General features: G+C 71.8%; 18 protein-coding genes and 1 pseudogene. 10 read left to right on the top strand and 9 right to left on the bottom strand.

Translation table 11 applies throughout. The features are described 5' to 3' along the window. Positions 1-116 precede the first annotated feature (116 nt). Complete coding sequence (locus ACIP6U_RS12100) at positions 117-485, top strand: PadR family transcriptional regulator (RefSeq protein ID WP_401715566.1); 369 nt, start codon at positions 117-119, stop codon at positions 483-485. Beyond that, positions 482-1,486, top strand: coding sequence for a hypothetical protein (locus ACIP6U_RS12095; protein WP_401715407.1), 1,005 nt, complete (start codon positions 482-484; stop codon positions 1,484-1,486). The genes ACIP6U_RS12100 and ACIP6U_RS12095 overlap by 4 nt, the downstream gene beginning before the upstream one ends. A gap of 103 nt (positions 1,487-1,589) precedes the next feature. On the opposite strand, the gene ACIP6U_RS12090 is transcribed toward ACIP6U_RS12095, so the two are convergent. Further along, positions 1,590-2,954, bottom strand: coding sequence for an FAD-dependent oxidoreductase (locus ACIP6U_RS12090; RefSeq protein WP_401715405.1), 1,365 nt, complete (start codon positions 2,952-2,954; stop codon positions 1,590-1,592). 259 nt (positions 2,955-3,213) lie between these two features. Between ACIP6U_RS12090 and ACIP6U_RS12085 the strand changes: the two genes are divergently transcribed. Further along, positions 3,214-3,837: an RNA polymerase sigma factor gene (locus tag ACIP6U_RS12085; RefSeq protein ID WP_401715403.1), complete on the top strand. Its 624-nt coding sequence runs from the start codon at positions 3,214-3,216 to the stop codon at positions 3,835-3,837. Beyond that, complete coding sequence (locus tag ACIP6U_RS12080; RefSeq protein WP_401715401.1) at positions 3,830-4,753, top strand: CU044_5270 family protein; 924 nt, start codon at positions 3,830-3,832, stop codon at positions 4,751-4,753. Before ACIP6U_RS12085 ends, ACIP6U_RS12080 begins: the two co-directional genes overlap by 8 nt. A gap of 33 nt (positions 4,754-4,786) precedes the next feature. Here the strand turns inward: ACIP6U_RS12080 and ACIP6U_RS12075 are convergent, their stop codons facing one another. From ACIP6U_RS12075 to ACIP6U_RS12065, 3 genes and pseudogenes are all read right to left on the bottom strand, one after another. Next, entirely contained in the window at positions 4,787-5,638 is an 852-nt protein-coding gene (locus tag ACIP6U_RS12075) for a chitosanase (RefSeq protein WP_401715399.1), read from the bottom strand. 135 nt (positions 5,639-5,773) lie between these two features. After that, a pseudogene (locus ACIP6U_RS12070) lies at positions 5,774-8,520 on the bottom strand (SpoIIE family protein phosphatase). 121 nt (positions 8,521-8,641) lie between these two features. Next, complete coding sequence (locus tag ACIP6U_RS12065) at positions 8,642-11,170, bottom strand: SpoIIE family protein phosphatase (protein ID WP_401715397.1); 2,529 nt, start codon at positions 11,168-11,170, stop codon at positions 8,642-8,644. Positions 11,171-11,705: 535 nt separating this feature from the next. On the opposite strand from ACIP6U_RS12065, the gene ACIP6U_RS12060 reads away from it, so the two are divergent. Both ACIP6U_RS12060 and ACIP6U_RS12055 read left to right on the top strand, forming a co-directional pair. After that, on the top strand, positions 11,706-13,133 hold the full coding sequence (locus ACIP6U_RS12060) for an alkaline phosphatase family protein (protein ID WP_401715395.1): 1,428 nt from the start codon (positions 11,706-11,708) through the stop codon (positions 13,131-13,133). 158 nt (positions 13,134-13,291) lie between these two features. Then, positions 13,292-13,930, top strand: coding sequence for a GNAT family N-acetyltransferase (locus tag ACIP6U_RS12055; protein WP_401715393.1), 639 nt, complete (start codon positions 13,292-13,294; stop codon positions 13,928-13,930). 28 nt (positions 13,931-13,958) lie between these two features. Here the strand turns inward: ACIP6U_RS12055 and ACIP6U_RS12050 are convergent, their stop codons facing one another. Next, positions 13,959-15,683: a dolichyl-phosphate-mannose--protein mannosyltransferase gene (locus ACIP6U_RS12050; protein ID WP_401715391.1), complete on the bottom strand. Its 1,725-nt coding sequence runs from the start codon at positions 15,681-15,683 to the stop codon at positions 13,959-13,961. A gap of 33 nt (positions 15,684-15,716) precedes the next feature. After that, positions 15,717-16,394: a lipoprotein gene (locus ACIP6U_RS12045; protein WP_401715390.1), complete on the bottom strand. Its 678-nt coding sequence runs from the start codon at positions 16,392-16,394 to the stop codon at positions 15,717-15,719. A gap of 80 nt (positions 16,395-16,474) precedes the next feature. Here ACIP6U_RS12045 and ACIP6U_RS12040 point away from each other — a divergent pair, with 80 nt between their 5' ends. Together ACIP6U_RS12040 and ACIP6U_RS12035 are read left to right on the top strand one after the other, a co-directional pair. Then, a complete protein-coding gene (locus ACIP6U_RS12040; RefSeq protein ID WP_401715388.1) occupies positions 16,475-17,254 on the top strand; it encodes a maleylpyruvate isomerase family mycothiol-dependent enzyme in 780 nt (259 codons plus the stop codon). 259 nt (positions 17,255-17,513) lie between these two features. Beyond that, positions 17,514-19,487 (top strand): DUF1996 domain-containing protein, encoded by a 1,974-nt coding sequence (locus ACIP6U_RS12035; protein WP_401715386.1) that lies wholly within the window; start codon positions 17,514-17,516, stop codon positions 19,485-19,487. A gap of 61 nt (positions 19,488-19,548) precedes the next feature. On the opposite strand, the gene ACIP6U_RS12030 is transcribed toward ACIP6U_RS12035, so the two are convergent. The 3 genes from ACIP6U_RS12030 to ACIP6U_RS12020 all read right to left on the bottom strand — a co-directional run bounded on the left by ACIP6U_RS12030 (position 19,549) and on the right by ACIP6U_RS12020 (position 22,068). Further along, positions 19,549-19,830: a hypothetical protein gene (locus ACIP6U_RS12030; protein ID WP_401715384.1), complete on the bottom strand. Its 282-nt coding sequence runs from the start codon at positions 19,828-19,830 to the stop codon at positions 19,549-19,551. A 64-nt stretch (positions 19,831-19,894) separates the two neighbouring features. Beyond that, positions 19,895-21,472: a glycerol-3-phosphate dehydrogenase/oxidase gene (locus tag ACIP6U_RS12025; RefSeq protein ID WP_401715382.1), complete on the bottom strand. Its 1,578-nt coding sequence runs from the start codon at positions 21,470-21,472 to the stop codon at positions 19,895-19,897. Continuing rightward, complete coding sequence (locus ACIP6U_RS12020; RefSeq protein ID WP_401715380.1) at positions 21,469-22,068, bottom strand: TetR/AcrR family transcriptional regulator; 600 nt, start codon at positions 22,066-22,068, stop codon at positions 21,469-21,471. Before ACIP6U_RS12020 ends, ACIP6U_RS12025 begins: the two co-directional genes overlap by 4 nt. Before the next feature lie 107 nt (positions 22,069-22,175). Here ACIP6U_RS12020 and ACIP6U_RS12015 point away from each other — a divergent pair, with 107 nt between their 5' ends. Beyond that, positions 22,176-23,771, top strand: coding sequence for an FAD-binding oxidoreductase (locus ACIP6U_RS12015; RefSeq protein WP_401715378.1), 1,596 nt, complete (start codon positions 22,176-22,178; stop codon positions 23,769-23,771). 52 nt (positions 23,772-23,823) lie between these two features. Continuing rightward, the gene (locus ACIP6U_RS12010; protein ID WP_401715377.1) at positions 23,824-24,705 is read left to right on the top strand and encodes a YegS/Rv2252/BmrU family lipid kinase; all 882 of its coding nucleotides are present in this window, start codon (positions 23,824-23,826) and stop codon (positions 24,703-24,705) included. Positions 24,706-24,713 lie beyond the last annotated feature (8 nt).

The following is a 24,713-nucleotide window of genomic DNA, read 5'->3' as shown; positions in this document are numbered from 1 at the left end:
CGTACTTCTCGGGGCTTCCGCGACCCGCTTCTCGGGGGACTCCGACACGCCATCGGCCTCGCCGGCTCGATATATATCGGGCGCCGATATATCCTGGCCGCATGGCATCGAAGGGCATGACCACAGCCGCCTTCTTCGTCCTGACCGCGCTGGCCGACCAGCCCCGGCACGGCTACGGGATTCTGCGGGAGGTCGACGAACTCTCCGACGGCGCGGTGCAACTGCGCGTCGGCACCCTGTACGGCGTACTCGACCGGCTCACCGCGGACGGACTGATCGTGCTGGACCGGGAGGAGGTGCACGACGGCCGGCTCCGGCGCTACTACCGCCTCACCGACGAGGGCGCGGGGGCCCTCGACGCGGAGGCGGAGCGGATGGCGGCCGGCGCCTCCGCCGCCAAGCAGCGGATCGCCGAGGGGCGCAAGGCCCCCGGAGCCGCCGCGAACCCCACGACCGGACCCGGACTGGCGGGAGGCCTCGCATGACGACGCTGCTCGAAACGCGCTACCGCGCCGTACTGCGCCTGCTCCCCGCCTACTACCGGCGGGCCCGGGAGGAGGAGATGGTCGAGACGTACCTGTGGGGCCTCGACCGGGACACCCAGGACCAGCGCCGGCCCACCCTCGGCGAGACGGCGAGCATCGTCGCCCTCGCCGTGCGCAGCCGGCTCGCCGTCTCCGGAGTGCCCCGGCGCTACGCGCTGCTCGGCTCGACCGTCCGCCACTTCGCGCTCTTCGCCGTCCTGCTGCAGGCGACCGCCGCGCTCGTCGACCGGGTGTTGGGGCTGACCTGGGCGTCGACCCACGGTCCGAGCCAGTGGGACATGTTCGTGTCGGCGTTCACCGGCCAGGGGCTGCTTCTCGGTGTCGTCGAGGTCGCCACCTGGGCACTGCCCCTGCTCTGGGCGGTCGGCTACTTCGCCCTACTGCACGACCGCCGGCGCCTCGCCCGTACGTCCGTGCTGCTGGCCGCGCTGCCCACGCTCTGGCCGCTCGTCGGCCCGCTGGTCACCGACAGTGTGGTGCTGTCGGAACCGTGGTTCGCCGTCGTCACGGCCCTGTTCGGCTGGCTTTCGGCGCTCGCGCTCTGCGCGGCCTATCACCGTGACGCCCCCGCCGCCGCGCTGCCCGTCGGCACTCCCGGCCTCGTCTTCGCGGGGTTCGCCGTGGTGACGGGCGCGTCCATCGTCCTGCTGCCCGGCGCCCCGGACACGGCCTGGGCACCGGCCACCTGTTTCCTCGTCGGCGCCGCCGGCTGGCTGGTGCTGCGCAGCCGCGGCGCGGACCGAGGCCCTGCCGGGGGAGCGGTCGCCCTCGCCGCGCTCGGCCTGCTGCTCCTGGTCGTCCGGGTCACGGCCCTGTACCCGTGGCTCGGCGTCCCACTGCCCGCGGTGTACCTGGGCGGCGCCCTGGGGCAGGTCGCCGCGCTCACCCTGCTGGTCGCGGTACTCGCAGCCGTGGCGCGGCGAGACCTCGTCAGGCGCTGAACGCCTGACGAAGACTCACGAACAGCCGCGGTGGGCCAGGGAGTTCACTCGCCTCGGAGTTCAACTCCCCGACGGAGCCCCCCGGTCCACCGCGCGGCAGCGCCTACGCCCCGCTCGCCTTGAGCATGTCCTCGCGCTCGACCAGCTTCACGCGCTCGCGGCCCTGCGGCTCGCCCAGCGCCTTCTCCGCCGCGTCCAGGCGGTACCAGCCGTCCCACGTGGTGTAGCGGACGTTCCGCTCGGCGAGGAACGCGTCCACGGCCTCGGGAGCGGGCGTGGCCGGCTCGTGCAGCCGACCGCCGGCGAAGTCGGCGAGGAGGTTGGACACCGTCTCGTTGGCGTCGCCCTTGGTGTGGCCGATCAGACCCACCGGACCGCGCCGGATCCAGCCGGTGACGTACGTAGACTGGAGGTGCTCGCCGCTCTCCTGGATGACCCGGCCGCCCTCGTCCGGCACCGTGCCGGAGTCGATGTCCCAGGGCAGCTTGGGGAGTTTGTCGGACAGGTAGCCGACCGCGCGGTAGACCGCGGTGGTGTCCCAGTCCTTGAACTCGCCGGTGCCCTTGACGTTTCCGGTGCCGTCCAGGGCCGTGCGCTCGGTGCGCAGGCCGACGACCCTGCCGTCCTCGCCGAGGATCTCGGTGGGCGACTCGAAGAAGTGCAGGAACAGCTTGTGCGGGCGGTCGCCGACGTCGCGGATCGCCCAGTTCTCCAGGGTCTTGGCGACCATGTCGGCCTGCTTGTTGCCGCGGCGGGTCTCGATCGAGCCCTCGTCGTAGTCGATGTCCTCGGGGTCGACGATGACTTCGATGTTGGGGGAGTGGTCCAGCTCCCGCAGCTCCATCGGGGAGAACTTCGCCTGCGCCGGGCCGCGGCGGCCGAAGACGTGGACCTCCAGCGCCTTGTTCGCCTTGAGGCCCTCGTGGACGTTCGGCGGGATCTCGGTCGGCAGCAGCTCGTCCGCCGTCTTGGCCAGGATGCGGGCCACGTCGAGCGCGACGTTGCCGACGCCGAGGACGGCGACCTTCTCGGCCTCCAGCGGCCAGGTGCGCGGCACGTCCGGGTGGCCGTCGTACCAGGAGACGAAGTCGGCGGCGCCGTAGGAGCCGTCCAGCTCGACACCCGGTATCGACAGCTCGCGGTCGGCCGTGGCGCCGGTGGAGAAGATCACGGCGTCGTAGAACGCGCGCAGGTCGTCCAGGCAGATGTCGGTCGGGTAGTCGACGTTGCCGAAGAGCCGGATCTGCGGCTTGTCGAGCACCTGGTGCAGGGCCGTGATGATGCCCTTGATGCGGGGGTGGTCGGGGGCGACGCCATAGCGGATCAGGCCGAACGGGGCGGGCATCCGCTCGAAGAGGTCGATGGACACGCCGGGCTCGGCTGCCACCTCGGACTTGAGCAGGGCGTCGGCGGCGTAGATCCCGGCGGGGCCGGCTCCGACGATGGCTACCCGCAGGGGGCGCGGCATGATCAGGTTCCCTTCGAGTGGAGATGGATCGACTCCACGGAAGCCTAAACTAAGGCAAGCCTTAGTCAGTATGCGGGTCCGATCTATGGGCTCATAAATCAAAGTTATGAGTCAGGATCGGGAACTCGAACGCGGGTATCGGCCAACAGCAGTCGACCGTGCCCGCGACCTGGAGAAAGCCCGTGAACCTGAAAGGCGAGCAGTGACCGCCTTGCCGAGCACAGGGGCCCCGCCTGCTCTCGGCCCGCACGACGACCCTGTGTCCGAAGTCTCCGATGCCTCGGTCGTCGAACGGTCCTGGGACGAGCCCGACGCGTTCGCGGAGCTCTTCAACCGCTACGCCGACGACATCCACCGGTACGCGGCCAGACGCCTGGGCGCCGAGGCCGCCGACGACCTGATGGCCGAGACCTTCGTGATCGCCTTCCAGCAGCGACGCCGCTACGACCTCTCGCGCCCACAGGCACGCCCCTGGCTGTACGGCATCGTCACCAACCTCGTCGGCCAGCACCGGCGCGCCGAGGCCCGCCGCCTCAAGGCACTCTCCCGGGTCGCCGCAGCCTCCCCGGCGGAGGGCGAGCCGCTCGCCGACCGCGTGGCCGCCAGAGTGAGCGCCGAGAGCTCTCGCGCCGAACTCGCGGGCGCCCTCGCGCAGTTGCCCGCCCGCCACCGAGACGTACTGCTGCTGATCGCCTGGGGTGATCTCGACTACGCGGAGGCCGCCGAGGCCCTGGGCGTACCGGTCGGAACCGTGCGCTCACGACTGCACCGGGCCCGGACCAAGTTGCGCGGAGCGCTGGGCGGGACGGATCCCACAGCCCTTCACGACGAGACGGAAACGACCGAGGCGACCAAGAAGAACGGGGAGAGCGATCGTGGATGACCTCACCGCAGTGCGTGAACTGCACGCCGACGTACCCGCGTTGACCGACGAGGCCCGTTCGGCCGCCCGAGTCCGTCTCCAGCGCGCCATCGTCCAGGAGAGCCGCCCGGGTGCCCTGTCCCGCCGGCTGATGCTCAGGGTCGGCGTCGCCGGGACGGCCGCGGCGGCGGTCGCGGGAGGCGTAGTAGTCGCCACCAGGCGGGACGGGGACGGTGACGCCCCGCGCATGACCACCCTGAGCGCGGCGCAACTGCTGCGCAAGGCCGCGGACAGGTCCCGGGCCGACGGCACCAGGATGCCGATTCCGCGCAACGACCAGTACGTGTACACCAAGACGTACATCACCCGGACCTATGTGAAGAGCGGGCGCAACAGGACCTGGACGGACGAGAGTTGGACCTCCGTGGACGGTTCCAAGCCCTCCAGGCGTGAGCAGTACGGCAAGATCTACAACGATCCGCCGCTGGGCGAGCACGAGGTGATGTGGCCGCCGACCGTGTACGCGAAGCTGGCGAAATGGCCGACGGACCCGGACACGCTCCTGAAGTGGCTCAGGGCGCCCAGCCAGGGTCAGGACAGCCTGGCGTTCATGAACGCCTGCCAGTTCTTCGTGGTGCCGCGGGTCATGCCGCCCGGCCTTGAGGCCGCCACGTTCGAGGCCGTCGCGAAGATTCCCGGCATCCGGATCGACCGTCAGGCGGTGGATGCCCTCGGCCGCCGGGGCGTCGCCGTCTCGTATCCGAAGATCTATTTCGCCTTCATCTTTGACCCGGAGACCTACGCCTACCTGGGATTGAGCATGAAGGGGAGCAGCGGGGACTGGAAGGACGGAGACTTCGAGGCATCCAACGGGTATCGCGAGATGCGCGGCCTGGAGGAAATGGGTGTCGTGGATCGGATCGGCCAACACCCCTAGGTGAGGAGGGGTGTTGGCCGATGCGGTGCACGGTCAGCTGATGTGGAAGCTGTCCCCGTAGACCTTCCAGTCCAGGGGCGTGTTCAGGCACAGGTTGTTGTTGCGCAGGAAGACCCGCTGCTCGGTGTCGACCCGGGTGGTGTCGCTGTGCGCCTCCTCCTGCTGCATGGCCCACACCCGCGCGTCCAGGAAGGCGTTGAGGTACGTGACCTCGTTGCCGCCCTGGGCCGGCGGCTTGGCCTTGGTGAGGGCGCGCTTGCGTATGTTGCGGAAGCTGGTGGAGTCGGAGCCGTCGCCGTGCATGACGATGGCGTCGTAGTACGCGAACTGCCCGAGCGTGCCGAGCCCGTCCGTCTTGCCCTGCTGGACGGCCGGGTTGAAGTACACCCGGTCGCGCTCGTCGTTCTGGGCCTGCTGGAAGACGCTGTCGGCCGCCGCCGTGCGCCAGTCCTTGGTGAAGTTCGGGTCCAGGCCGGAGTGCGAGTCGGTGCCGTCTACCGAGCGCAGCGCCGGGAGGTACTTGGCGAGCACGTTGCCCGGCTTGCGGGCCGCGTACAGCTCCACGAGGTCGAGCATGTCGCCGGTGCCCGAGCAGAAGCCGATGATGCCGGCCGTGTAGCCGCGGCCGTCGCCGATGTCCTCGATGTACTTGTACTGCGCCTTCCAGTCGAGCGAGGAGTTCTCGGCGCTGGAGACGAGCTTCATGGCTATCTCCTTCTTCGCCGAGTTGTCGAGCGGTGTACAGGCGGCCGCCGAGGACGCGGAGGCGGACGCGTGCGCGGGCTTGAGCAGCGGCGCCGCGACGAGCGACGCGCCGAGCACGGCGAGGAGGGTGCGGCGCGAGGTGTGCGTGGAACGGGTCGCGTCGTCCGGGGTGTTCCTCACGAAGGCTCCAAAGGGGAGTGGGGGGTGGGGAGTTGGTCGTGCGTCACACTGATAGGAAGGTTTCCTATCAGAAGAAACAGACGTGTGACACCCATCGCGTGAAAACTTCGTAGGGAAGAACGAAAAGCGGTTCGGTCAGGGAAGCGGCTGTTCGGTCCAGATGATCTTGCCCGCCGGGGTGTAACGGGTGCCCCAGCGCTCGGAGAGCTGGGCCACCAGGAACAGGCCGCGCCCGCCCTCGTCCGTCATCGCCGCGTACCGCAGATGGGGCGAGGTGTTGCTGCTGTCCCAGACCTCGCAGACCAGGGTGCGGTCGAACAGCATCCGCACCCGGATGGGCTCCCCGCCGTAGCGGATCGCGTTGGTGACCAGCTCGCTCAGGATGAGCTCGGTGGTGAACACCAGCTCGTCCAGGCCCCATTCGGCCAGCCGGCGGGTGACGCGGGCGCGCACCTCGCCGACCGCGGCCGGGTCGGACGGCACCTCCCACTCGGCGATCCGGTCGGCGGGCAGCGCGCGGGTGCGGGCGACCAGCAGGGCGATGTCGTCGCCGGGCTTGGACGGCAGCCGTGCGTCGAGCACCACCCGGCAGGTGTCCTCGGGGGAGGGGCCGGCCTGTTCCAGTGCCTCGCGCAGCTGGTCGAGGCCCTCGTCGATGTCGTGCTCGCGGTCCTCGACGAGCCCGTCCGTGTACAGCACGAGGCGGCTGCCTTCCGGCAGTTGGAGATCCGCCGTCTCGAACGGCATCCCGCCCAGGCCCAGCGGCGGACCGGCGGGCACCTCGGGGAACTCGACGCTGCCGTCGGGCCGGATCAGCGCGGGCGGCGGATGTCCGGCGCGGGCGACCGTGCAGTTCCGGGACACCGGGTCGTAGATCGCGTACAGACAGGTCGCGCCGATCACCGGTGCGCTGCCGTCCTCGGGTGTCTCGTCCTGGTCGATGCGGCCGACCATCTCGTCGAGCAGGGACAGGAGTTCGTCGGGCGGCAGGTCGAGGGCGGAGAAGTTGTGGACCGCCGTGCGCAGCGGCCCATCGTGGCCGCGGCGTGCAGCCCGTGTCCGACGACGTCGCCCACCACGAGGGCGACCCGGGCGCCCGACAGGGGCAGTACGTCGAACCAGTCGCCGCCGACGCCCGCCTGGGCCGGCAGATAGCGGGTGGCGACGTCCAGGGCCGTCTGCTCGGGCAGCGTGCGCGGGAGCAGGCTGCGCTGGAGGGTGACGGCCATGCTGTGCTCGCGGGTGTAGCGGCGGGCGTTGTCGATGGAGACGGCCGCACGGGTCACCAGCTCCTCGGCGAGGGCCAGTTCGTCCGCGTCGAAGGGCTCGGGCTTCCGCGAGCGCCAGAAGCTCACCACGCCGAGCACCATCGCCCCGGCCCGCAGCGGCACGGTGATCAGCGAGTGGATGCCGTACTCCACCACCTGGGCGGCCCGCTCCAGATCCTGCTCGTGCCAGCCCGCAGCCCGCGCCAGGTCCGGCTCCAGCACGGCCTGGCCCGAGCGCAGGCTGCGCGACTGCGGCGCGGTGGTGACGTACCGGATCTGCTGCTGGAGGGGGTACAGCGGCGCGTCCTTGCTGATCCCGCTGAGCGCGGTCCGGCGTACCGGGGTCACCGCCTCCGGCTGGCCGCCGCTGAGGACGGCGTCGAAGAGGTCGACCGTCGCGAAGTCCGCGAACCGGGGGACGGCCAGCTCCGCCAACTCCTGGGCGGTACGGGTGACATCGAGGCTCGTCCCGATGCCCACCCCGGCGTCGTAGAGCATGTTCAGGCGCTCGCGTGCCGTCTCCGCGCGGCCGGACAGGGCGCGCAGCTCCGTGGAGTCGCGCAGCGTGGCGACCCAGCCGGGCGGGCCGCCCTTGACGTCCGTGGTGCGCTGGTTCACGGCGAGCAGGCGGTCCTTGACCAGGTGCACCTCGTCCGTGGCCAGCCGTCCGGAGGCGAGCAGGTCGGCGGTGTCGGGCGGCAGACCGAGGTCGAGGGCGGGCCTGCCGTCGGCGTCCGCGGGCAGGTCGAGCAGTCGGTGCGCCTCGTCGTTGGCGAGCAGCAGCCGGCCCTCGCCGCTGAAGATGATCACGCCCTCCCGTACGGAGTGCAGGACCGCGTCGTGATGCTCGTACATCCGGGTCATCTCGTGCGGACCCAGGCCGTGCGTCTGGCGCAGCAGCCGTCTGCTCACCAGGGCGGTGCCGCCCGTGGACAGGATGAGTGCCGCGGCGGCGGCGAGCAGGACCAGGGGCAGTTGGCGGTCGGCGGCGCCGCCCACGTTCTCCGTGGTGATGCCGGCCGACACCAGGCCGACGACCTTGCCGCCGGGCGCCTCGACCGGGACCACCGCCTGCACGAGCCGGCCGATCGTCCCGTCGACCTCCTCGGTCACGGTCCGCCCGGCCAGCGCGGGCGCCAGCGTCCCGACGAACTTCTTGCCGATCCGGTCCGGCTTCGGGTGCGTGTAGCGGATGCCGTCGGTGTTCATGACGACGATGAAGTCCACGCCGGTCGCCTTGCGGGCCGCCTCCGCGCGCGGCTGCAGGACCGCCGTGGGGTCGGAACCGCTGAGCGCCTCGCGGGTGCCGGGGGCGTTGGCGAAGGACTCGGCGACGGCCACCGAGCGGTTGCGGGCCTCCTGGGTGCTGTCGTGCCGCACCTGCAAGACCAGCGCCACCACGGCGGCGACCACCAGCAGCAGCACGATCACGATCTGGAGGAGGAACACCTGTCCGGCGACGCTGCGCCCGTTCAGCGCCGACCGCAGTGCCGAGAGCCGCTCGCGTCCGGCGCGATCCGTGTGCGTCGACCCCGGGGCAGACGTGTGCCGGGTGCGCGTGGGGCCAGACCGGTGGGTCGACCGGGCCTGGGAACGACCCAGAAGTCGGACCATGTGCTCATGTCTACACTGCCGGGCCGCGCGAGGCGAGAGTCGTCACAGAGGGTGACAGGGCGCGCCCTGGTTCCTGTGCGGTTGCTGTGCGCCGTGGGGTCGTGGGGGCCAATTACAGGCGTCAACGCCGGTCGCTGCGGCGGGTGGCGAGCAGCAGGGCGATGTCGTCGGGGCGGTCGGCGGTGTGCCGGGCCGCCGCGGTGAGGCGTTCGGCGACGCCTGCCAGTGAGCGTCCGCCGGCCCGGGAGGCCGAGGCGCCGGCCTTGGCCAGTGCCACCCGCAGGGCCGTGATGCCGTCGTCGATGTCGACGCCGGGCCGCTCGACAAGGCCGTCCGTGTACAGCGCGAGGATGGCGCCGGGCTCGACCTCCAGCTCCGCCACCGGGTAGTGGGCGTGCGGGTCCACCCCGAGCACGACCCCGCCGGGCAGGTCCACCACCTCGGTGTGACCGTCGGGGCGGCGCAGCAGCGGCGGCGGATGCCCCGCCCGGGCCGCCAGCGCCCGACCGGAGGCCGGGTCGAGCCGGATGTAGCAGCAGCTCGCGAACTGCCCGGGATCGAGGTCGATGAGCAGGTGGTTCGTGCCGCTCAGCACCTCGTCCGGCGGTCGGTCGCCGAGCGCGAACGCCCGTACCGCGGTGCGCAGTTGACCCATCGTGGCCGCCGCCTGCACCCCGTGCCCCTGCACGTCGCCGATGACCAGCGCGAGCCCGTCCCCGGCTTCCACGACGTCGTACCAGTCGCCGCCCACCTCCATGCCCTGGGTGCCGGGCAGATAGCGTCCGCTGGTCTCCACGTCCGGGTGGACCGACAGCTTGCGCGGCAGGAGGGCCTGCTGGAGGCCGCGCGCGAGGGCGGCCTCGCTCTCGTAGCGCTGTGCCTTCTCCATGGCGTGGGCGATCAGCCCGGCGAGCGCGGTGAGGACCGTGCGTTCCTCGGTGCTGAAGCTGCGCGGGCGGTCGAAGCCGAGGATGCAGGAGCCGACCGGCCGGCCCGAGGCGATCAGGGGCAGGAAGGCGCGCGCTCCCTCGGCCGCGTCCAGCGCGATCCCGGGGTAGGCGGCCGACAGCTGCTGCATCGAGTCGAAGAAGAGCGGCCGGCCGCTGGTCAGCGTCTCGACACCGGGCAGCCGGGCATCGAGCCCGACCCCCTCGAAGGGGGCGAGGAACCCCTTGGGGAAGCCGGTCTCCCAGGACAGGTACAGGTGCCGGTCCTGAAGGAGGTAGAGGGCGAGCCGACCGCCGCCGAACGCGGGCAGCAGCTCCCGCATGACCACGGCCGACACCTGTCGTGCCGTGACCGCCTCGGTGAGCGCGATGGCCAGGACGATGGGCCGGTACAGCGGGGCCAGCGACGGCATGCCGGACCGGGACGCGTCGGTCGGCACGTCCATGTCGGCCGCGGTGGTCGCCACCCGGTTCGCCGGACGGAACGTAAAGGTCAGCATGGACGCGCCGGCATGCACGGAGACATCGAGCCAGGCGCTTTCGTACGACGTGGCGGCGCCGTCCGTGTCGGCGCCACCCCTGTCGTCGGCGGGGCGCTCGACGTGGAAGCGGACCGGGTCGGGGGAGAGCAGGGCGCTGCGCAGATGGTCCTCGCAGGCGGGCTGGTTCAGCCAGGGCACGGCCTCCCACAGCGGCCGGCCCAGCAGATCGCCCTGTGAGCGGTGCAGCAGCTGTCCGGCGCGCGGATTGGCGTAGTGGACCAGGCCGAGCCGGTCCAGGCCGAGCACGCCCTCGGGCAGCAGGTCGGCGGTCGCGTCGGCGGCCGGTCCTGGCCCGGGTTCGACGATCAGACCCCGGACCGGACGGGGGTCCGAGGGGCTGCCGGGGGCGGCGGAGTACGGGTTCCACAGCTCGACCAGCCGGAGCGGGCCGGCCTTGGCCTGGGTGTAGAGGGGCAGGGCGGGCGGCCGGCCCGCGGCCGTGTCCTGGAGCGCGGCCATGATCCGCTCGGCGTCGGACCCGGCCACCGCGTCCGCGAGCGCCGCCGCCGAAGCAGAGATCTCGTCCTTGGGGCCGCCCAGCAGCCCCGGCAGTCGCTCGTCCACGGTCACGACGTCCGCCACCGGGTCCCAGGCGAAGACCCCGGCCCGGCCCGTCGGCCGGTTCGCGCCCGGCGGACGGACGCAGACCGGCTCGCCGTCCCAGGCGACCGTCGCGCCGCCCTCGACGTCCAGGCCCCGCAGATCCTCGCCCAGCTCCTCGGCCAGGCCCACCATGCGGTCGCGGTGGCGCAGCAGCTCGGTGGCGTCGGCGGCGGAGGGCCGCAGCACGGTCAGTACGCCGAAGGTGGTCGCGCCCGCCGTGATGGGCACGTACAGCGAGCCGAACTGGAAGGGCAGGCTGGCCGCGAACTGGGGGTAGCGGCGCATTGTCTCCGTGGCGTTGGGGAGGACCACCTGGACGCCCAGCCGGTAGGCGTCGGCCACGGGGAAGGCCCGGTCCACGTGCATCCGCCACCAGGCACGGAACAGCGGGCCGGGCAGCCCGCAGAGCACGGCCAGGCGCAGCAGGCCGGGCGTGCCGGAGCGCAGATAGACGCCGCCCGAGTGCCCGCCGGCCGCGCCGATCGCCTCCGTCGAGGCGTCGATCAGCAGCGCGGCCAGCCGCCCGGGCGTCCCTATGTCCTCCGCGCTCCCAGTCATCAGCCCTGCCTCGTCCGTGCCCGCCGAGCGGGCGACACAGCAAGAATGCGCCACGACGGGGGCGCGGCGCACCTGGGCGGTACGGATTCGATGCGCGCGGCGCAAGTGACGCACGGTTCCGGCGGGGTGCGCGGAGTGTCCGGGCGACCGCGCCGAGTGCCCGGGAGACGGACACAGCCGCCCTCGACGGGAGTCGGCCCCCGGCCGAGGTGACCCGAAAGCCGGGGGAATCCGCGACCGCGGCCGAAAAGCGATGGCCCCCGGAAGCCTCCGACTGCCCTGCCTCCGAAGGGACTTGGCGGAGCCCTCGATCCATGTAGCCGCCATTCTTTTCCCAACGGGCGGCAACAGTCGTGCAACCGGCCGATATCCCGGGTCATGGCTTGGCCAACCCCTTCCCGCCCGTTGTCCACAAGTTCACCACCCCCCCTGATGCCCCCCGCCGAGCCGGGCGGAGAGTGATCGGCGGCCCGCTCCACGGGCGGGCCCACAGCCCTCACTCCGCAGAGCCGATCCCGCTCAAGAAGGGGCAATCATGGCCGAGTTGACACGCCGTAGACTCCTGGGCTCCGCCGCGGGCGCGCTGGGCGGCGCCGCTGCGCTCTCCCTCCTCCCGCCGAGCGTCCAGAAAGCCGTCGCGGCCGAACCGCCCGCACACGGCTCGCTGCGCGACATCGAGCACGTCGTCATGCTGATGCAGGAGAACCGGTCCTTCGACCACTACTTCGGCACCCTGTCCGGCGTCCGCGGCTTCGCCGACCCGCACGCCCTGAAACTCGACAACGGGCGCAACGTCTTCTACCAGCCGGACGCCGTGAACCCGAAGGGCTACCTGCTGCCCTTCCACCTCGACACCCACACCTCCAGCGCCCAGGCCATCCCGTCCACCAGCCACGCCTGGTCGGTCCAGCACCAGGCCTGGAACAACGGCAAGATGGACCAGTGGCTGCCGGCCCACCGCAAGGCGGACGGCGTCAACGGCCCCTACGTCATGGGCTATTACACGCGCGAGGACATCCCGTTCCAGTTCGCGCTCGCCGAGACCTTCACCATCTGCGACAACTACTTCTGCTCGGTGTTCGGGCCGACCTGGCCCAACCGCCTGATGTGGATGACCGGTTCGATCGACCCGGGCGGCACGCAGGGCGGGCCGATCGTCAGCAACGTGGCGCCGACGCCGTACCGCTGGACCACGTACGCCGAACGCCTCCAGAACGCCGGCATCAGCTGGAAGGTGTACCAGGAGGAGGACGACTACGGCACCAACATGCTGGAGCAGTTCGCCTCGTTCAAGAACGCCCAGCCCGGCTCCGACCTCTACGAGCGGGGTGTCCGCCCGCAGCCGCACGGCACCTTCGAGGACGACGCCCGCAACGACCGGCTGCCGACGGTGTCGTGGATCTGCCCCACGAGCTACCAGTCGGAGCACCCCGACTATCTCCCGGCCGCCGGCGCCGACTACGTGGCGTCGAAGATCGAGGCGATCGCGTCCAACCCGAAGGTGTGGCGCAAGACGGCCTTCATCCTCAACTACGACGAGAACGACGGCCTGTTCGACCACGTGGCCCCGCCGACCCCGCCCGCCGGCACCAAGGACGAGTTCATCCAGGGGCTGCCGATCGGTGGCGGCTTCCGTGTGCCCGCCATCATCATCTCGCCCTGGACCGTGGGCGGTTGGGTCGCCTCGGAGGCCTTCGACCACACCTCGGCGCTGCAGTTCCTGGAGCGGTTCACCGGCGTCGAGGAGCCGAACGTCTCCGACTGGCGGCGGGAGACCTTCGGCGACTTCACCACCGCCTTCCGCTTCCGTGACGCCCGCCCGCGCTCGCCCCGGCTCCCGCACGACACGGCGGAGCAACTGGAGAAGGCGCAGGAGGAGGTGGCCACGCTGCCCAAGCCGACGCTGCCCGGCGCGGACCAGCGGTTCCCGCACCAGGAGCGGGGCCGGCGCCCGCACGTCTGACGGACGACTGAACGGACTGGACGGACTGGACGTTCGGTTGATCGGATGACCGGGGGCTCGGGCGCACCTGCCCGGGCCCCCGCCGTCGCCCCCGTCACGCCTCTCGTCGTAGCTCCCGGAGTCTTGTGGGAGCGCTCCCAAGTCGGCACGATACTGCGATGACCCCGACTTCGGACAGCCACCCCGCCATCCGCCTCTACCGGCCCGAGGACCGCGAGGCCCTCGACGACATCTGCGTGCGCACCGCGCACCTCGGCCAGGACTGCCGGCCCTTCTACGAGGACCCCGACATCTTCCCGACCATCTTCGCCGCGCCGTACCCCCATCTGGATCCCGACCTGTCCTTCGTCCTGGACGACGGCGCGGGGAACGCGGTCGGCTACATCGTCGGCACGGCCGACACCCCCCGGTTCGTCGCTGAATTCCGCGCCAAATGGCTGCCGTTGGTCGCCGACCGCTACCCGCGGCACCCCGGCCCGCCGACCACCCCCGACGCGGCGATGGTCGCGCTGCTGCACGACCCCGAGCGGATGATCGTCCCCGAAGTCGCCGCCTATCCGGCCCACTTGCACATCGACCTGCTTCCCGACTGGCAGGCTCAGGGGCATGGCCGGGCGCTGATGCGTACCTTGCTGCGTGCCCTGGCGGACCGGGGTGTCCCGGCCATCCACCTCTGCATGGTCACCGCCAACACCCCGGCCAGGGCCTTCTACGACCGCCTCGGCTTCCACGAGATCGCGGTGCCTGATCCCGGTCCCGTCACCTATCTCGGGCGTACGACTGGGGAGTTGGGGTGAGCGTCGGGACGGCTTCGCCGGCCGGGCCTCAGATCCAGGTGTCCAGCCACATCCGGGCCTGCCAGTCCGGGTACGGGATCGTCATGCCGGTGTAGATCGGGAAGAAGTAGATGAAGTTCCAGACGATCAGCAGCACCAGCACGCCCGCGCCGACCGCGCCCACGGTCCGCCGCCGCTGGTCCGCACCGGGCGGCCCCAGCACGGCGCCCACCATCATCGCGACGGCCAGACACAGGAACGGCACGAACACCACGGCGTAGAAGGAGAAGATCGTACGGTCCTGGTAGTTGAACCACGGCAGATAGCCGCCGGCCACCCCGCACAGCACGGCTCCCGCGCGCCAGTCGCGGCGCAGGGCCCAGCGGAAGAGCAGGTAGAGGATCGCGCAGCACCCCGCCCACCACAGCAGCGGAGTGCCCAGGGCGAGGATCTCCTGTGAGCAGCCGGCGGTGGCGTGGCAGCCGTCCTGGGCCTTGGGGGCGTCGTAGTAGAAGGACACGGGCCGGCCCTGGACCAGCCAGCTCCACGGGTTCGACTTGTAGCGGTGCCAGGCGTGCAGGTCGATGTTGAACTGGTAGACGGCGTGCTCGTAGTGCCACAGGCTGCGAAGCGGTGCCGGGATCCACGACCACAGGCCGCCGCGGTCGTCCGCCCAGTGCCGGTCGTAGCCCTTGTCGGACAGGAACCAGCCGGTCCAGGTCGCCAGATACGTCAGCACGGCGACCGGTACGAGGGACAGCGTCGACCAGCCGAGGTCCTTGCGCAGGACCGCGCGGTAGGGGTGGTGCGCGCCCGCGACGCGACGGGAGGCGACGTCCCAGAGCACGGTCAGGGCGACGAAGAAGACCAGGAAGTACAGGCCGTTCCACTTGCTCGCGGCGGCGAGGCCGAGGAAGAAGGCGGCCGCCAGTCGCCACGGACGCAGGCCCGTGCCCGCGTGCGCGCCCGTGTGCGCGTCCGGGCGGGCGAAGCCGTCCGGACCCACCGGGAGGGCGGCGGCGAGCCGGGCCCGGGCCTTGTCCCGGTCGACGAGGAGACAGCCGAAGGCCGCCAGCGCGAAGAACATGACGACCAGGTCCAGCAGGGCGGTGCGGCTCATCACCAGGTGCAGGCCGTCCACGGTCATCAGCGCGCCGGCCAGACAGCCCAGGGCCGTCGAGCGGAACAGACGGCGGCCTATTCGGCACAGCATGAGCACCGACAGCGTGCCCAGGAGGGCCGTCATGAACCGCCAGCCGAACGGTTCCAGGCCGAACAGCCACTCCCCGAGGCCGATCACCCACTTCCCCATCGGCGGGTGCGCGACGAAGCTGCCCGCGTCGGACAGCGGGATGACCTGCGGGTGCGCCAGGATCTGCGGGTCGGCGATCTTGCGGTCGGGCCAGGTGCCCTCGTAGCCGAGCCGGAGCATCGACCACGAGTCCTTGGCGTAGTACGTCTCGTCGAAGATGAGGTCGTGCGGCGAGCCCAGCCGCCAGAACCGGAGGATCCCGGCGACGACGGCGACGAGGACCGGGCCCACCCAGCCGACGGACCGGGCCGCGAGACCGGCGAGCCGCGGGCTCAGTCCGACCGACTCCCAGCGGCGGGTGCCCGGCTCAGGGAAGGGCGGGACCAGCCGCTCGCGGGTGTCGACGGGGTGGGGGAGCGGTGCGTGCCCGAACCGGCGCAGCCGCCGCTCCCAGGCACTCGACTCGCCCTCCGTCGGAGCCTGTTGGACTGCCTGTTCCCGCGTCGGGGTGTCACTCGTCACCGGATCATCGTAGGGAAGGGGCCGCGGCCGGGCTCAGGCGGTGCGCAGGGTCTGCTTCGCCAGCTCGAACGCCGGGAGCATGTCCTCGTGCTCCTCGGTGTCCAGGCCGCCGAGGTGCAGGACGACCGGTCCGCTCGCGGTGGTGACGGCGAGCGCACGCTCTTTCTTCGTCTCCTCCAGGAGCTTGCTCGTGTACAGGTACTCCACCTCGACGCCGTCGAGGCCGCCGCTCCTGAACGTCGTGTACTTCGGCTTGCTCGTGTTGTCCTCGGCCTTCACGAAGGCCTCCAGCACGGTCCGTGCGTCGTCCTTGCCCGGCTTCCCGGTCCAGACGCGCAGGAAGCCGATGTGGCCCGCCGGCTTGGCGTCCACCTCGCAGGCGCCGGTGACCGGGCCCTGATGCAGCAGCGCGTCGGCGATCTCGTCGGCGAGGTCGCTCCCGTCCCCGGCCGTCTCGGCGTCGATGGACTTCGCCTTCCAGTCCGCCGCGATGTCGAAGGTGACCGGGAGTTCACAGGCCGAGCCCGGCTTGCCGATCGTGCCGCCGCTCTCGGCGACCTTCCCGCTCTTCCCGTCCGCAGCCGCCGTCGCCGACGCGCTCGCGCTCGTGCTCGGCCCCTCGTCGGACCCTTCCGCGCACCCCGTCAACACCGCGGTCAGCAACGCCACATGGGCCAGCCCGCGTCGTGTGTTCCCCGCCCCCACCAGCATGTTCGCCCTCTCCTCGTCGATTCGGCCGGGACACAGTATCCGAGGTGCGGCGACGGGCCCGGATGACCCATGATGTCCGGGTGAGTTCGCTGACGTTCGACCGCTATTGCCATGAGATCGGCTACCAGACCGATCTGCTCGCCGGGCATGTGAAAGGCGCGGACGGGACCGCTCCGATCGCCTCCTGCCCCGGCTGGGACCTCGACAGACTGCTGCGCCACGTGGGCGGCGACCACCGCTGGGCGGAGGAGGTGGTCCGCACGCGAGCCGACGGCCCGATCCCCGACGAGGGGGTCAACGACCCTGCTGTGTATGCCGACATCGACGGCGCCGCCCTCGGCCCCTGGCTCTCCGACGGTGCCGCGGCACTCGCCGCGAGCCTGCGTGCCGCGGGGCCGCGGGTCCAGGTGTGGACACCGGCCGAGGACCGGTTCACGACGGCGTTCTGGGCCCGGCGCATGGCCCACGAGACCGTCGTGCACCGGGCCGACGCGGCACTGGCGACCGGGGCGGAGTTCCGCCTCGACGACGACCTCGCGGCCGACGGGGTCGAGGAGTGGCTGGAGTTCTCGACCGTCTCGGAGGCGTACGAGCCACGGCCGGACACCCCTGGACTGCTCGGTGCCGGCCGCTCGCTGCGCTTCCACGCCATCGGCGCGGGCCAGTGGTTCGTCGACCTCGAGGGCGACCGGCCCACCTGGCGCATCGGGTACGGCGAGGCCGCGGTGAGCGTGCGCGGCTCCGTGACCGACCTGCTCCTGTTCCTCTACCGACGCCCCGCGCCCAGTGTGGAAGTACGGGGCGAAACGGACCTGTTGGACCTGTGGTTGACCAGAACTGGTTTCTGGCTCGAGGTTTAGCCGTCGGATCCCCGTGATCACGCGTCTGAACAGGGTCGCTTTCGATTCTCCTGTGGTCTGTGAGTCACTGGGCTCGAACGCTTCCTAAGAGATTCCGATGAATTTCCGATGCGGTTGAACGCGCCTGTCGTCTCATGCGTATGGGACCGGGGGAAGCCATGCCCGACCGGACCCGAGGCGCAGGAGAACTTCCGTGGGACGCAACACGCGCAGACGACCAACAGGCGCGCGCCGCGCAACCTTTGCAGCAGTGGCGCTGATGTTGGGAGGAGGAGGCCTCGTCGCGGCCAACGTGTACGCGTCGGCCACCGAGAGCGGCGGGGACTCGTCGCAGCACACGGACAGCGCCCCGGGTGGCGTCACGGTGGACTGCCCCGATGTGGGTGACCAGTTGACCGATGTGCCCGAGGAGGCGCAGCCCAAGGTCGACGAGGACCTCGCCGCGATGGACGGCCAGATAGCCGAGGCCTACCAGCGGATGCAGGACGGAGGCTCCGACGACGTCCTCGCCTCTCTCAAGGAGAAGCGGTCCGCGACGATCGAGGACATCTCCAACACGATCGACCAGGCGGGGGAGCGGCCCCAGGGCCTGGACGACCTCGCCGAGTGCACCTGGCGCAAGACCGACGACCAGAGCGGCCAGGACCAGGCCCAGGACCAAGGGCAGGACCAGGGCCAGGATCAGGGTCAGGACCAAGGCCAGGACCAGGGTGACGGCCAGGACCAGGGCGGCCAGCCGGCCGGCAACGGCCCGGTCGCCGCGGACTACGCGGACATCAACTCCGTCCAGCCCAACTCGCCCGCGCCGGACCTGAACTCGTTCGTCTCCAAGGGCACCTTCACCACCAGCTGCGGTGTCAACGAGAACGGCCTGCGCAACTCGGACAACGTGATCGTGGCCCCGGGTGTCTCCAACGGCGCCCACCACTTCCACGACTACGTCGGCAACCAGTCCAACACCGCCTTCGCGAGCGACGACGACCTCGCCAACGCCGACACCACCTGCGAGAACCCGGGTGACAAGTCGACGTACTACTGGCCGGTCATCCGCCTGCAGAACGGCACGCAGGAGAAGGACGCGGGCGCGCCCGGCGGCGGCACCGAGGGCAACTCGGGCCAGATCGTCACGCCCAAGCAGGTCACGCTGACGTTCATCGGCAACCAGCGCAGCGAGGTCACGGCGATGCCCCGCCTGCTGCGCATCATCACCGGCGACGCGAAGGCGTTCGTCAACGGCACGGCCAACGCCAACGCCTCCTGGAGCTGCACCGGCTTCGAGGACCGGCAGCTGAAGGACAAGTACCCGCTCTGCCCCCAGGGCAGTGACGTGGTCCGCACCTTCCGCTTCCAGAGCTGCTGGGACGGCCGCAACATCGACAGCGCCAACCACCGCACCCACGTGGCGTTCGAGGACTCCTCCGGCAACTGCCCGGCCGGCTTCAAGGCCATCCCGCAGCTGGTGCAGCGGATCGTCTACGACGTCGATGCACCGAGCCTCCAGGACGGCGGGAAGACCACTCCGCTGTTCGCGCTGGACTCCTTCCCCGAGAACCTCCACAAGCCGGTCACCGACCACGGCGACTTCATCAACGTCTTCTCCGACAAGCTGATGGGCGAGGCCGTCGACTGCATCAACGGCGGCCGCCAGTGCGGCGCCGGCACCGGTGAGGACCCGGGCGGGGACAACGGCGGCGACGACGGTGGCGACAACGGCGGGAACCCGCCGGCGACCGAGCAGCCGAGCCAGCAGCCCTCGGAGCAGCCGTCCGAGGAGCCCACGCAGAAGCCCACCGAGAAGCCGACCGACCAGCCCACCGAGGAGCCGACGACGGCCCAGCCGACGGAGAACCCGGGCGAGAACCCGTCGGAGTCGCCGCGTGAGACCCGCGGCAGCGGCAACGGGAACAACAACGGCGACGACAACGGCAACGGCTCCGACGACCAGAACAACGACGAGCCCACCGTCTCCAGCACCGAGGAGCCGCAGGTCCTCGCGTCCGCGTCGAAGAGCGCCGAGGCTCCCGCGGTGGGCCAGGACAGCTCCACCCCGCCCGCCCAGAACGTGGGCGGCAACGACCCGGTCGCGGAAGGCGGCAGCCAGTCGCAGGCGGTCGGGGGCGGTGACCTCGCGGAGACGGGCACGAACCTGTGGCCCGCCGCGGGCGGCACGGTCCTCCTGATCGGCGGTCTGGTCCTGCTCACCCGCACCAGGCGCCGCTACCCGAGCGCGTAGCCCCACACGAAGGCGCCCGGACCGCACGAACGACGTGCGGTCCGGGCGCCTTCGTACGCCGTCATTCCTCCGGTTCTGGACGCCGCGTCGCCGATTTGACGTCCGCCTCGACGTCGTTGCGCGCCAGCCCCTCGTCCTTCGCGTACTCCGTGACGGCGGCCTGGACCTCGCGTGCCAGATCGCGCCAGGCCCGCCAGGCCGTCTCGTACGTGTCCGTCTGCTGCCCGCTCCAGCCCTCCGGCTGCGTCGGCGGCCCGTAGGAGTCCCGCAGCTCCTCGACCCGGACGTGCGCCTGATCGGCGGCGCGCTGCTTCTCCACCAGTTCGTCGAAGGTATGTGTCACGGAATCAGACGATAAGGACCTGTACGTCCTTTCGCGCGACGGACACGGCTGTCCGGTCCGGCGCTCAGCCGCTCCGGGTCACGACCTCGCCCAGCAGTTCGCGCACGCCGTCCAGGGCCGCGGTCCGGTCGGCGGGCACCAGACCGATGCGGGTACGGCGGTCGAGCAGATCGGCCTCGTCCAGGGCCCCTTCGTGGCGTACGGCCCACACGACCTCTGCGGCGGTGACGGGATGGTCCGGCAGCACACGCTCGCCGAGCCGGGGGTCGTGCTCGGCGAGCGCCTGGACGGCGGGGGCCTCGGTGCCGTACCGCCGGACCAGCCGTCGGGGTGCCGGTAGCGCGTCCAGCGTGCGCGGTGAGGCGGCGCCGACCAGGGGGAGCGAGGCGGTGGGCGAGGGACCCGCCGTGAGGCCGCGGGTGCGGACGGCGGCGTCCACGGCGTCCTGCGCCATGCGCCGGTAGGTGGTGAGCTTGCCGCCGACCACGGTGACGACGCCCTCCGATGAGGTGAGCACCGCGTGCCGGCGGGAGATGTCGGAGGTCCTGGCCGCCGTACCGGAGTGGGCGTCGGGCGTGGTGTCCAGCAGGGGGCGCAGTCCGGCGAACGCGCCCACCACGTCGTCCCGGTGGACCGGGGTGTCGAGGACCGAGCCGAGGACGTCGAGCAGGAAGCCGATGTCCGTCTCGGGGACCTCGGGCATGTCCGGGATGTCGCCGTCGACGGGTTCGTCGGTGAGGCCGACGTAGACCCGGCCGTCGCCCTGGGGCAGGACGAGGACGAAGCGGTTGGTCTCGCCGGGGACGGGGATGTGCAGCCCGGCCGGGAGCGGGCCGAGATGCTCGGCGCGCAGGACGAGGTGGGTGCCGCGGGAGGGGCGGATGCGGATGCCGTCCACCAGGCCGCCGGCCCACACGCCGGCGGCGTTTACGACCGCGCGGGCCCTGATCTCGCCCTCCTCGCCGGTGAGTTCGTCGCGTACGCGGGCGCCTGAGCCGGTGAGGTCCAGGGCCCGGACGCGGGTGAGGATCCGGGCGCCGTGCGCGGCGGCGGTCCGGGCGAGGGCGGTGACCAGGCGGGCGTCGTCGGTGAGCCGGCCGTCCCAGGACAGCAGGCCGCCGCGGACGGTGTCGGTGCGGAGGGCGGGGGCCAGGTGGCGGGTCTCCAGGGCGGAGAGGCGGCGCGGGGCGGGCAGGGTGGCGCGGGAGGTGCGGGCGGCCAGGCGCAGGGTGTCGCCGGCCCGGAAGCCGGCCCAGGCCAGGGCGGCCTGGCCACGTGAGACCAGGGGTGTCAGCGGCAGCACGAACGGCTGGGCGCGGACCAGGTGGGGCGCGGTGCGCTCCATCAGCACCCCGCGCTCGACCGCGCTCTCGTGGGCGACGTCGAGCTGGCCCGAAGCGAGGTAGCGCAGCCCGCCGTGGATGAGCTTGCTGCTCCAGCGGGAGGTGCCGAAGGCGAGGTCGTGCGCGTCGATCGCGGCGACCGTCAGGCCACGGGCCGCCGCGTCCAGGGCGACCCCGGCGCCGGTCGCGCCGAGGCCCACGACGAGGACGTCGACGACGGGACCGCCCACGGTGTCGGCGAGGTCGCGCGAGCGCCGGGCGGCGGACAGGGACGAACCGGCGGCGGGGCCGTGGGTCATGGCGTGAGGGTCCTCTCCAGGATGTCCCGCAGCTCCGTGAGGAAGGCGGCGGAGGACAGGTCGGCGTCGTCCTCGTCGGTCATGGTCCGCAGGGACAAGGTGAAGGACTGCACGATCAACAGCAGCGACCGGGCCTGCCGTTCAAGGTGTGCGGTACGGACCGAACCGTCGGCGTGACCTTCCTTGAGGCCGTCGGCGAGCAGTTCCAGCAGGGCGTTCTGACTGGCTCCGCGGCGGTCCAGGACGTACGGCAGGAGCAGTTCGGGATCGACGTCGACGATCTTGCGGAAGAGCGGGTGGGCGCGGAACGACTCGACTCCGGCGACGAGTCCTGCCACGAGCCGCCCGCGCGCGTCCGTGTCCGGACGGTGTTCGGGGATGGCCTCGGTGGCCACCCCGACCCACTCGCGGGTCATCAAGTCGCCGACCAGGGAGCGCACATCGGGCCAGCGCCGGTACAGCGTCATCCGGGAGACGCCCGCGCGGCGGGCCACGTCCGTGAGCGTGGTGCGGCGGACCCCGACGGCCAGGACGCAGTCGCGGACCGCGTCGAGCACCACGTCGCCGTCCGACTGGTTGTGACGAATAGGCGTCATGTGTCACAGTGTAACGCCTCGGGACCCCGTGGGGTCGCGGAGGAACGGAAGTCGGGGAACGGAACCGGAGCGCGAGCGCTCGACATCGACCGGTGAGGACGACAGCGATGGACATGCTGTGGAGCGGCTGGGGCGACCCGGACCGGGCAACTCCGTTGCCCGACACCGTGATCGGGCTGCTGCGCGATCTGCTCGGCGTGAAACCGGGCGACACGGCACCGGTCGACCTGGCCGACATCGCCGTCCCCGAGCCGGAGTTGGAGCCCGCCGCTCTCAACGCCCTGAGCGTCGCGGTCGGCGGTCAGGAGCACGTCCGCACGGACGCGGAGACCCGCATCCGGCACACGCGCGGCAAGTCCACGCCCGACCTGCTGCGGATCCGGGAGGGCGAGGTCGACGACATCCCGGCCGCCGTACTGCTCCCGGCGGACCACGACCAGGTGCTCGCCGTGCTGCGGGCGTGTGCCCGACTCGGCCTGGCGGTCGTGCCGTTCGGCGGCGGTACGTCCGTCGTCGGCGGCCTCGCCCCCGGCCGTCGGGGCGCCTTCGTCGCCCTCGACCTGCGCCGGATGGACCGACTGGTCACCGTCGACCCGTTCTCCCGCACCGCCACCCTGCAAGCAGGCCTGCGCGCACCACGCGCCGAGGCGCTGCTCGCCGAACACGGCTTCACCCTCGGCCACTTCCCGCAGTCCTACGAGTGGGCGACCATCGGCGGGTTCGCCGCCACCCGCTCCAGCGGCCAGGCCTCCGCGGGCTACGGCCGCTTCGACGAGATGGTCCTGGGCCTCACCCTCGCCACCCCCGAAGGCACCGTCGACACCGGCCGCGCCCCACGCTCGGCCGCCGGACCCGACCTGCGCCAACTGTTCCTCGGCTCGGAGGGCGCGTTCGGCGTCATCACCTCCGTCACGGTCCGGGTCCGCCCGGTCCCGCAGGTCCGCGTCCACGAAGGCTGGCGCTTCGCCTCCTTCGAGGAGGGCGGCACGGCCCTGCGCCGGCTCGCCCAGGACGGGCCGCGTCCCACGGTGCTGCGCCTGTCCGACGAGACCGAGACGCTGATCGGCCTCGCCCAGCCCGAGGCGATCGGCTCCGCCGAGGCACCCCCGGCCGGCGGCTGTGTGGCGATCGCGGGCTACGAGGGGACGGCCGAGGACACCACCTTGCGCAGGGAGCGTGCCGCGGCCGTCCTGCGCGAGAGCGGCGGCACGCCTCTCGGCACCGAACCCGGCGAGCGCTGGGCGCACGGCCGCTACTCGGCCCCGTACCTCCGCGACTCGCTCCTCAACGCGGGCGCCTTCGCCGAGACGCTGGAGACGGCGGCCTTCTGGTCCCGCATCCCCGGCCTGTACGCGGCCGTCCGTGACGCCCTCACCGCCACACTCACCGAGGCGGGCACCCCGCCCCTGGTCATGTGCCACATCTCGCACGTCTACGAGAACGGCGCCTCGCTGTACTTCACCGTGGTCTCGGCGCGGGGCGAGGACCCCGTGTCGGTCTGGACACTGGCCAAGCACGCGGCCAACGAGGCGATCCTCGCCGCGGGCGGCACCATCACGCACCACCACGGCGTGGGCACCGACCACCGCGACTGGTACGTGCGGGAGGCGGGCGCGTTGGCCGTCGAGGCGCTGGGCGCCGTGAAACGGTGCGTGGACCCGGCCGGGGTGCTCAATCCCGGCGTCCTGCTGCCCCTCGACTGAGCCGACCCACCCACCGCCGAACCGACACCCCGTCCGCCCCGGAGGCGCACCGATGCGACAGTTCACCGCCGTCGTCAACCCCACCGCGGGCGGCTCCGCCTCGGCCGCCGCGCTGCTCGGCGTGGCCCGGCTGCTCCGCGAGGCGGGGGCCGAGCTGGAGACCGAGTACAGCCGCAGCCTGGACCACGCCAAGGAACTCGCCCGGGACGCCGGCGGGCGGGGCCGGGTGGTGCTCGCCGTCGGCGGGGACGGCATCGCCGGCGGCATCGGGGGTGCGCTCAGCGGTACGGAGGCCGTGCTCGGCCTTGTCCCTGCGGGCCGCGGCAACGACTTCGCCAGGGCGCTCGAACTCCCCACGGGAGCAAGTGAGTTGGCGCAGGTACTGCTCCACAGCGAGCCGCGCCCGGTGGACACCATCGAGGTCGAGTCGGCCGTCCACGACCGCACCGTCGTGCTCGGCAGCGTGTACGCAGGCGTCGACGCGCTCGCCAACCGGCACGCGAACCACGCCAAACTCCTGCGCGGCGGCGCCTCCTACTACGCCGGCGGACTGCGCGCCGTCATCACCTGGCGCCCGGCCCACTACCGCGTGACCGTCGACGGCGAGGAACACCCGCACACCGGCTACACGGTGGTCGCCGCCAACTCCGGCTACTACGGCTCCGGACGCCATATCGCCCCCGACGCGCGCGTGGACGACGGTCTCCTGGACATCGTCATGATCCGCGAGGCACCCCGGCGGCTGTTCTTCACCCTGATGAACGAACTCAAGACGGGCGCCCACGTCCGACGGCCCGAGGTGACGATCCTGCGCGGCCGGGAGATCCGCATCGAGGCCGACCGCGAGGTGCCCTACGGCGCGGACGGGGAGGTCGAGGCCGTCCTCCCCGTCACCGTCAGGGTCCTGCCGGGAGCACTGCGCGTGCTGTCCTGACCGAACCC

This window comes from Streptomyces sp. NPDC088794, assembly GCF_044750545.1.
Taxonomy (GTDB): Bacteria; Actinomycetota; Actinomycetes; order Streptomycetales; family Streptomycetaceae; genus Streptomyces.
The sequence above is the reverse complement of the archived record's forward strand: the minus strand, read 5'-3'. Positions and strand labels throughout refer to the sequence as shown.

Bases quoted from the DNA above. Each gene is read 5' to 3' on its own strand.
- ACIP6U_RS12015 (WP_401715378.1), top strand. From the start codon at position 22,176: ATGGACATGCTGTGGAGCGGCTGGGGCGACCCGGACCGGGCAACTCCG.
- ACIP6U_RS12055 (WP_401715393.1), top strand. From the start codon at position 13,292: ATGACCCCGACTTCGGACAGCCACCCCGCCATCCGCCTCTACCGGCCC.
- ACIP6U_RS12020 (WP_401715380.1), bottom strand. From the start codon at position 22,068: ATGACGCCTATTCGTCACAACCAGTCGGACGGCGACGTGGTGCTCGAC.
- ACIP6U_RS12100 (WP_401715566.1), top strand. From the start codon at position 117: ATGACCACAGCCGCCTTCTTCGTCCTGACCGCGCTGGCCGACCAGCCC.
- ACIP6U_RS12090 (WP_401715405.1), bottom strand. From the start codon at position 2,954: ATGCCGCGCCCCCTGCGGGTAGCCATCGTCGGAGCCGGCCCCGCCGGG.
- ACIP6U_RS12060 (WP_401715395.1), top strand. From the start codon at position 11,706: ATGGCCGAGTTGACACGCCGTAGACTCCTGGGCTCCGCCGCGGGCGCG.
- ACIP6U_RS12035 (WP_401715386.1), top strand. From the start codon at position 17,514: ATGTTGGGAGGAGGAGGCCTCGTCGCGGCCAACGTGTACGCGTCGGCC.
- ACIP6U_RS12095 (WP_401715407.1), top strand. From the start codon at position 482: ATGACGACGCTGCTCGAAACGCGCTACCGCGCCGTACTGCGCCTGCTC.
- ACIP6U_RS12065 (WP_401715397.1), bottom strand. From the start codon at position 11,170: ATGACTGGGAGCGCGGAGGACATAGGGACGCCCGGGCGGCTGGCCGCG.
- ACIP6U_RS12010 (WP_401715377.1), top strand. From the start codon at position 23,824: ATGCGACAGTTCACCGCCGTCGTCAACCCCACCGCGGGCGGCTCCGCC.
- ACIP6U_RS12045 (WP_401715390.1), bottom strand. From the start codon at position 16,394: ATGCTGGTGGGGGCGGGGAACACACGACGCGGGCTGGCCCATGTGGCG.
- ACIP6U_RS12025 (WP_401715382.1), bottom strand. From the start codon at position 21,472: ATGACCCACGGCCCCGCCGCCGGTTCGTCCCTGTCCGCCGCCCGGCGC.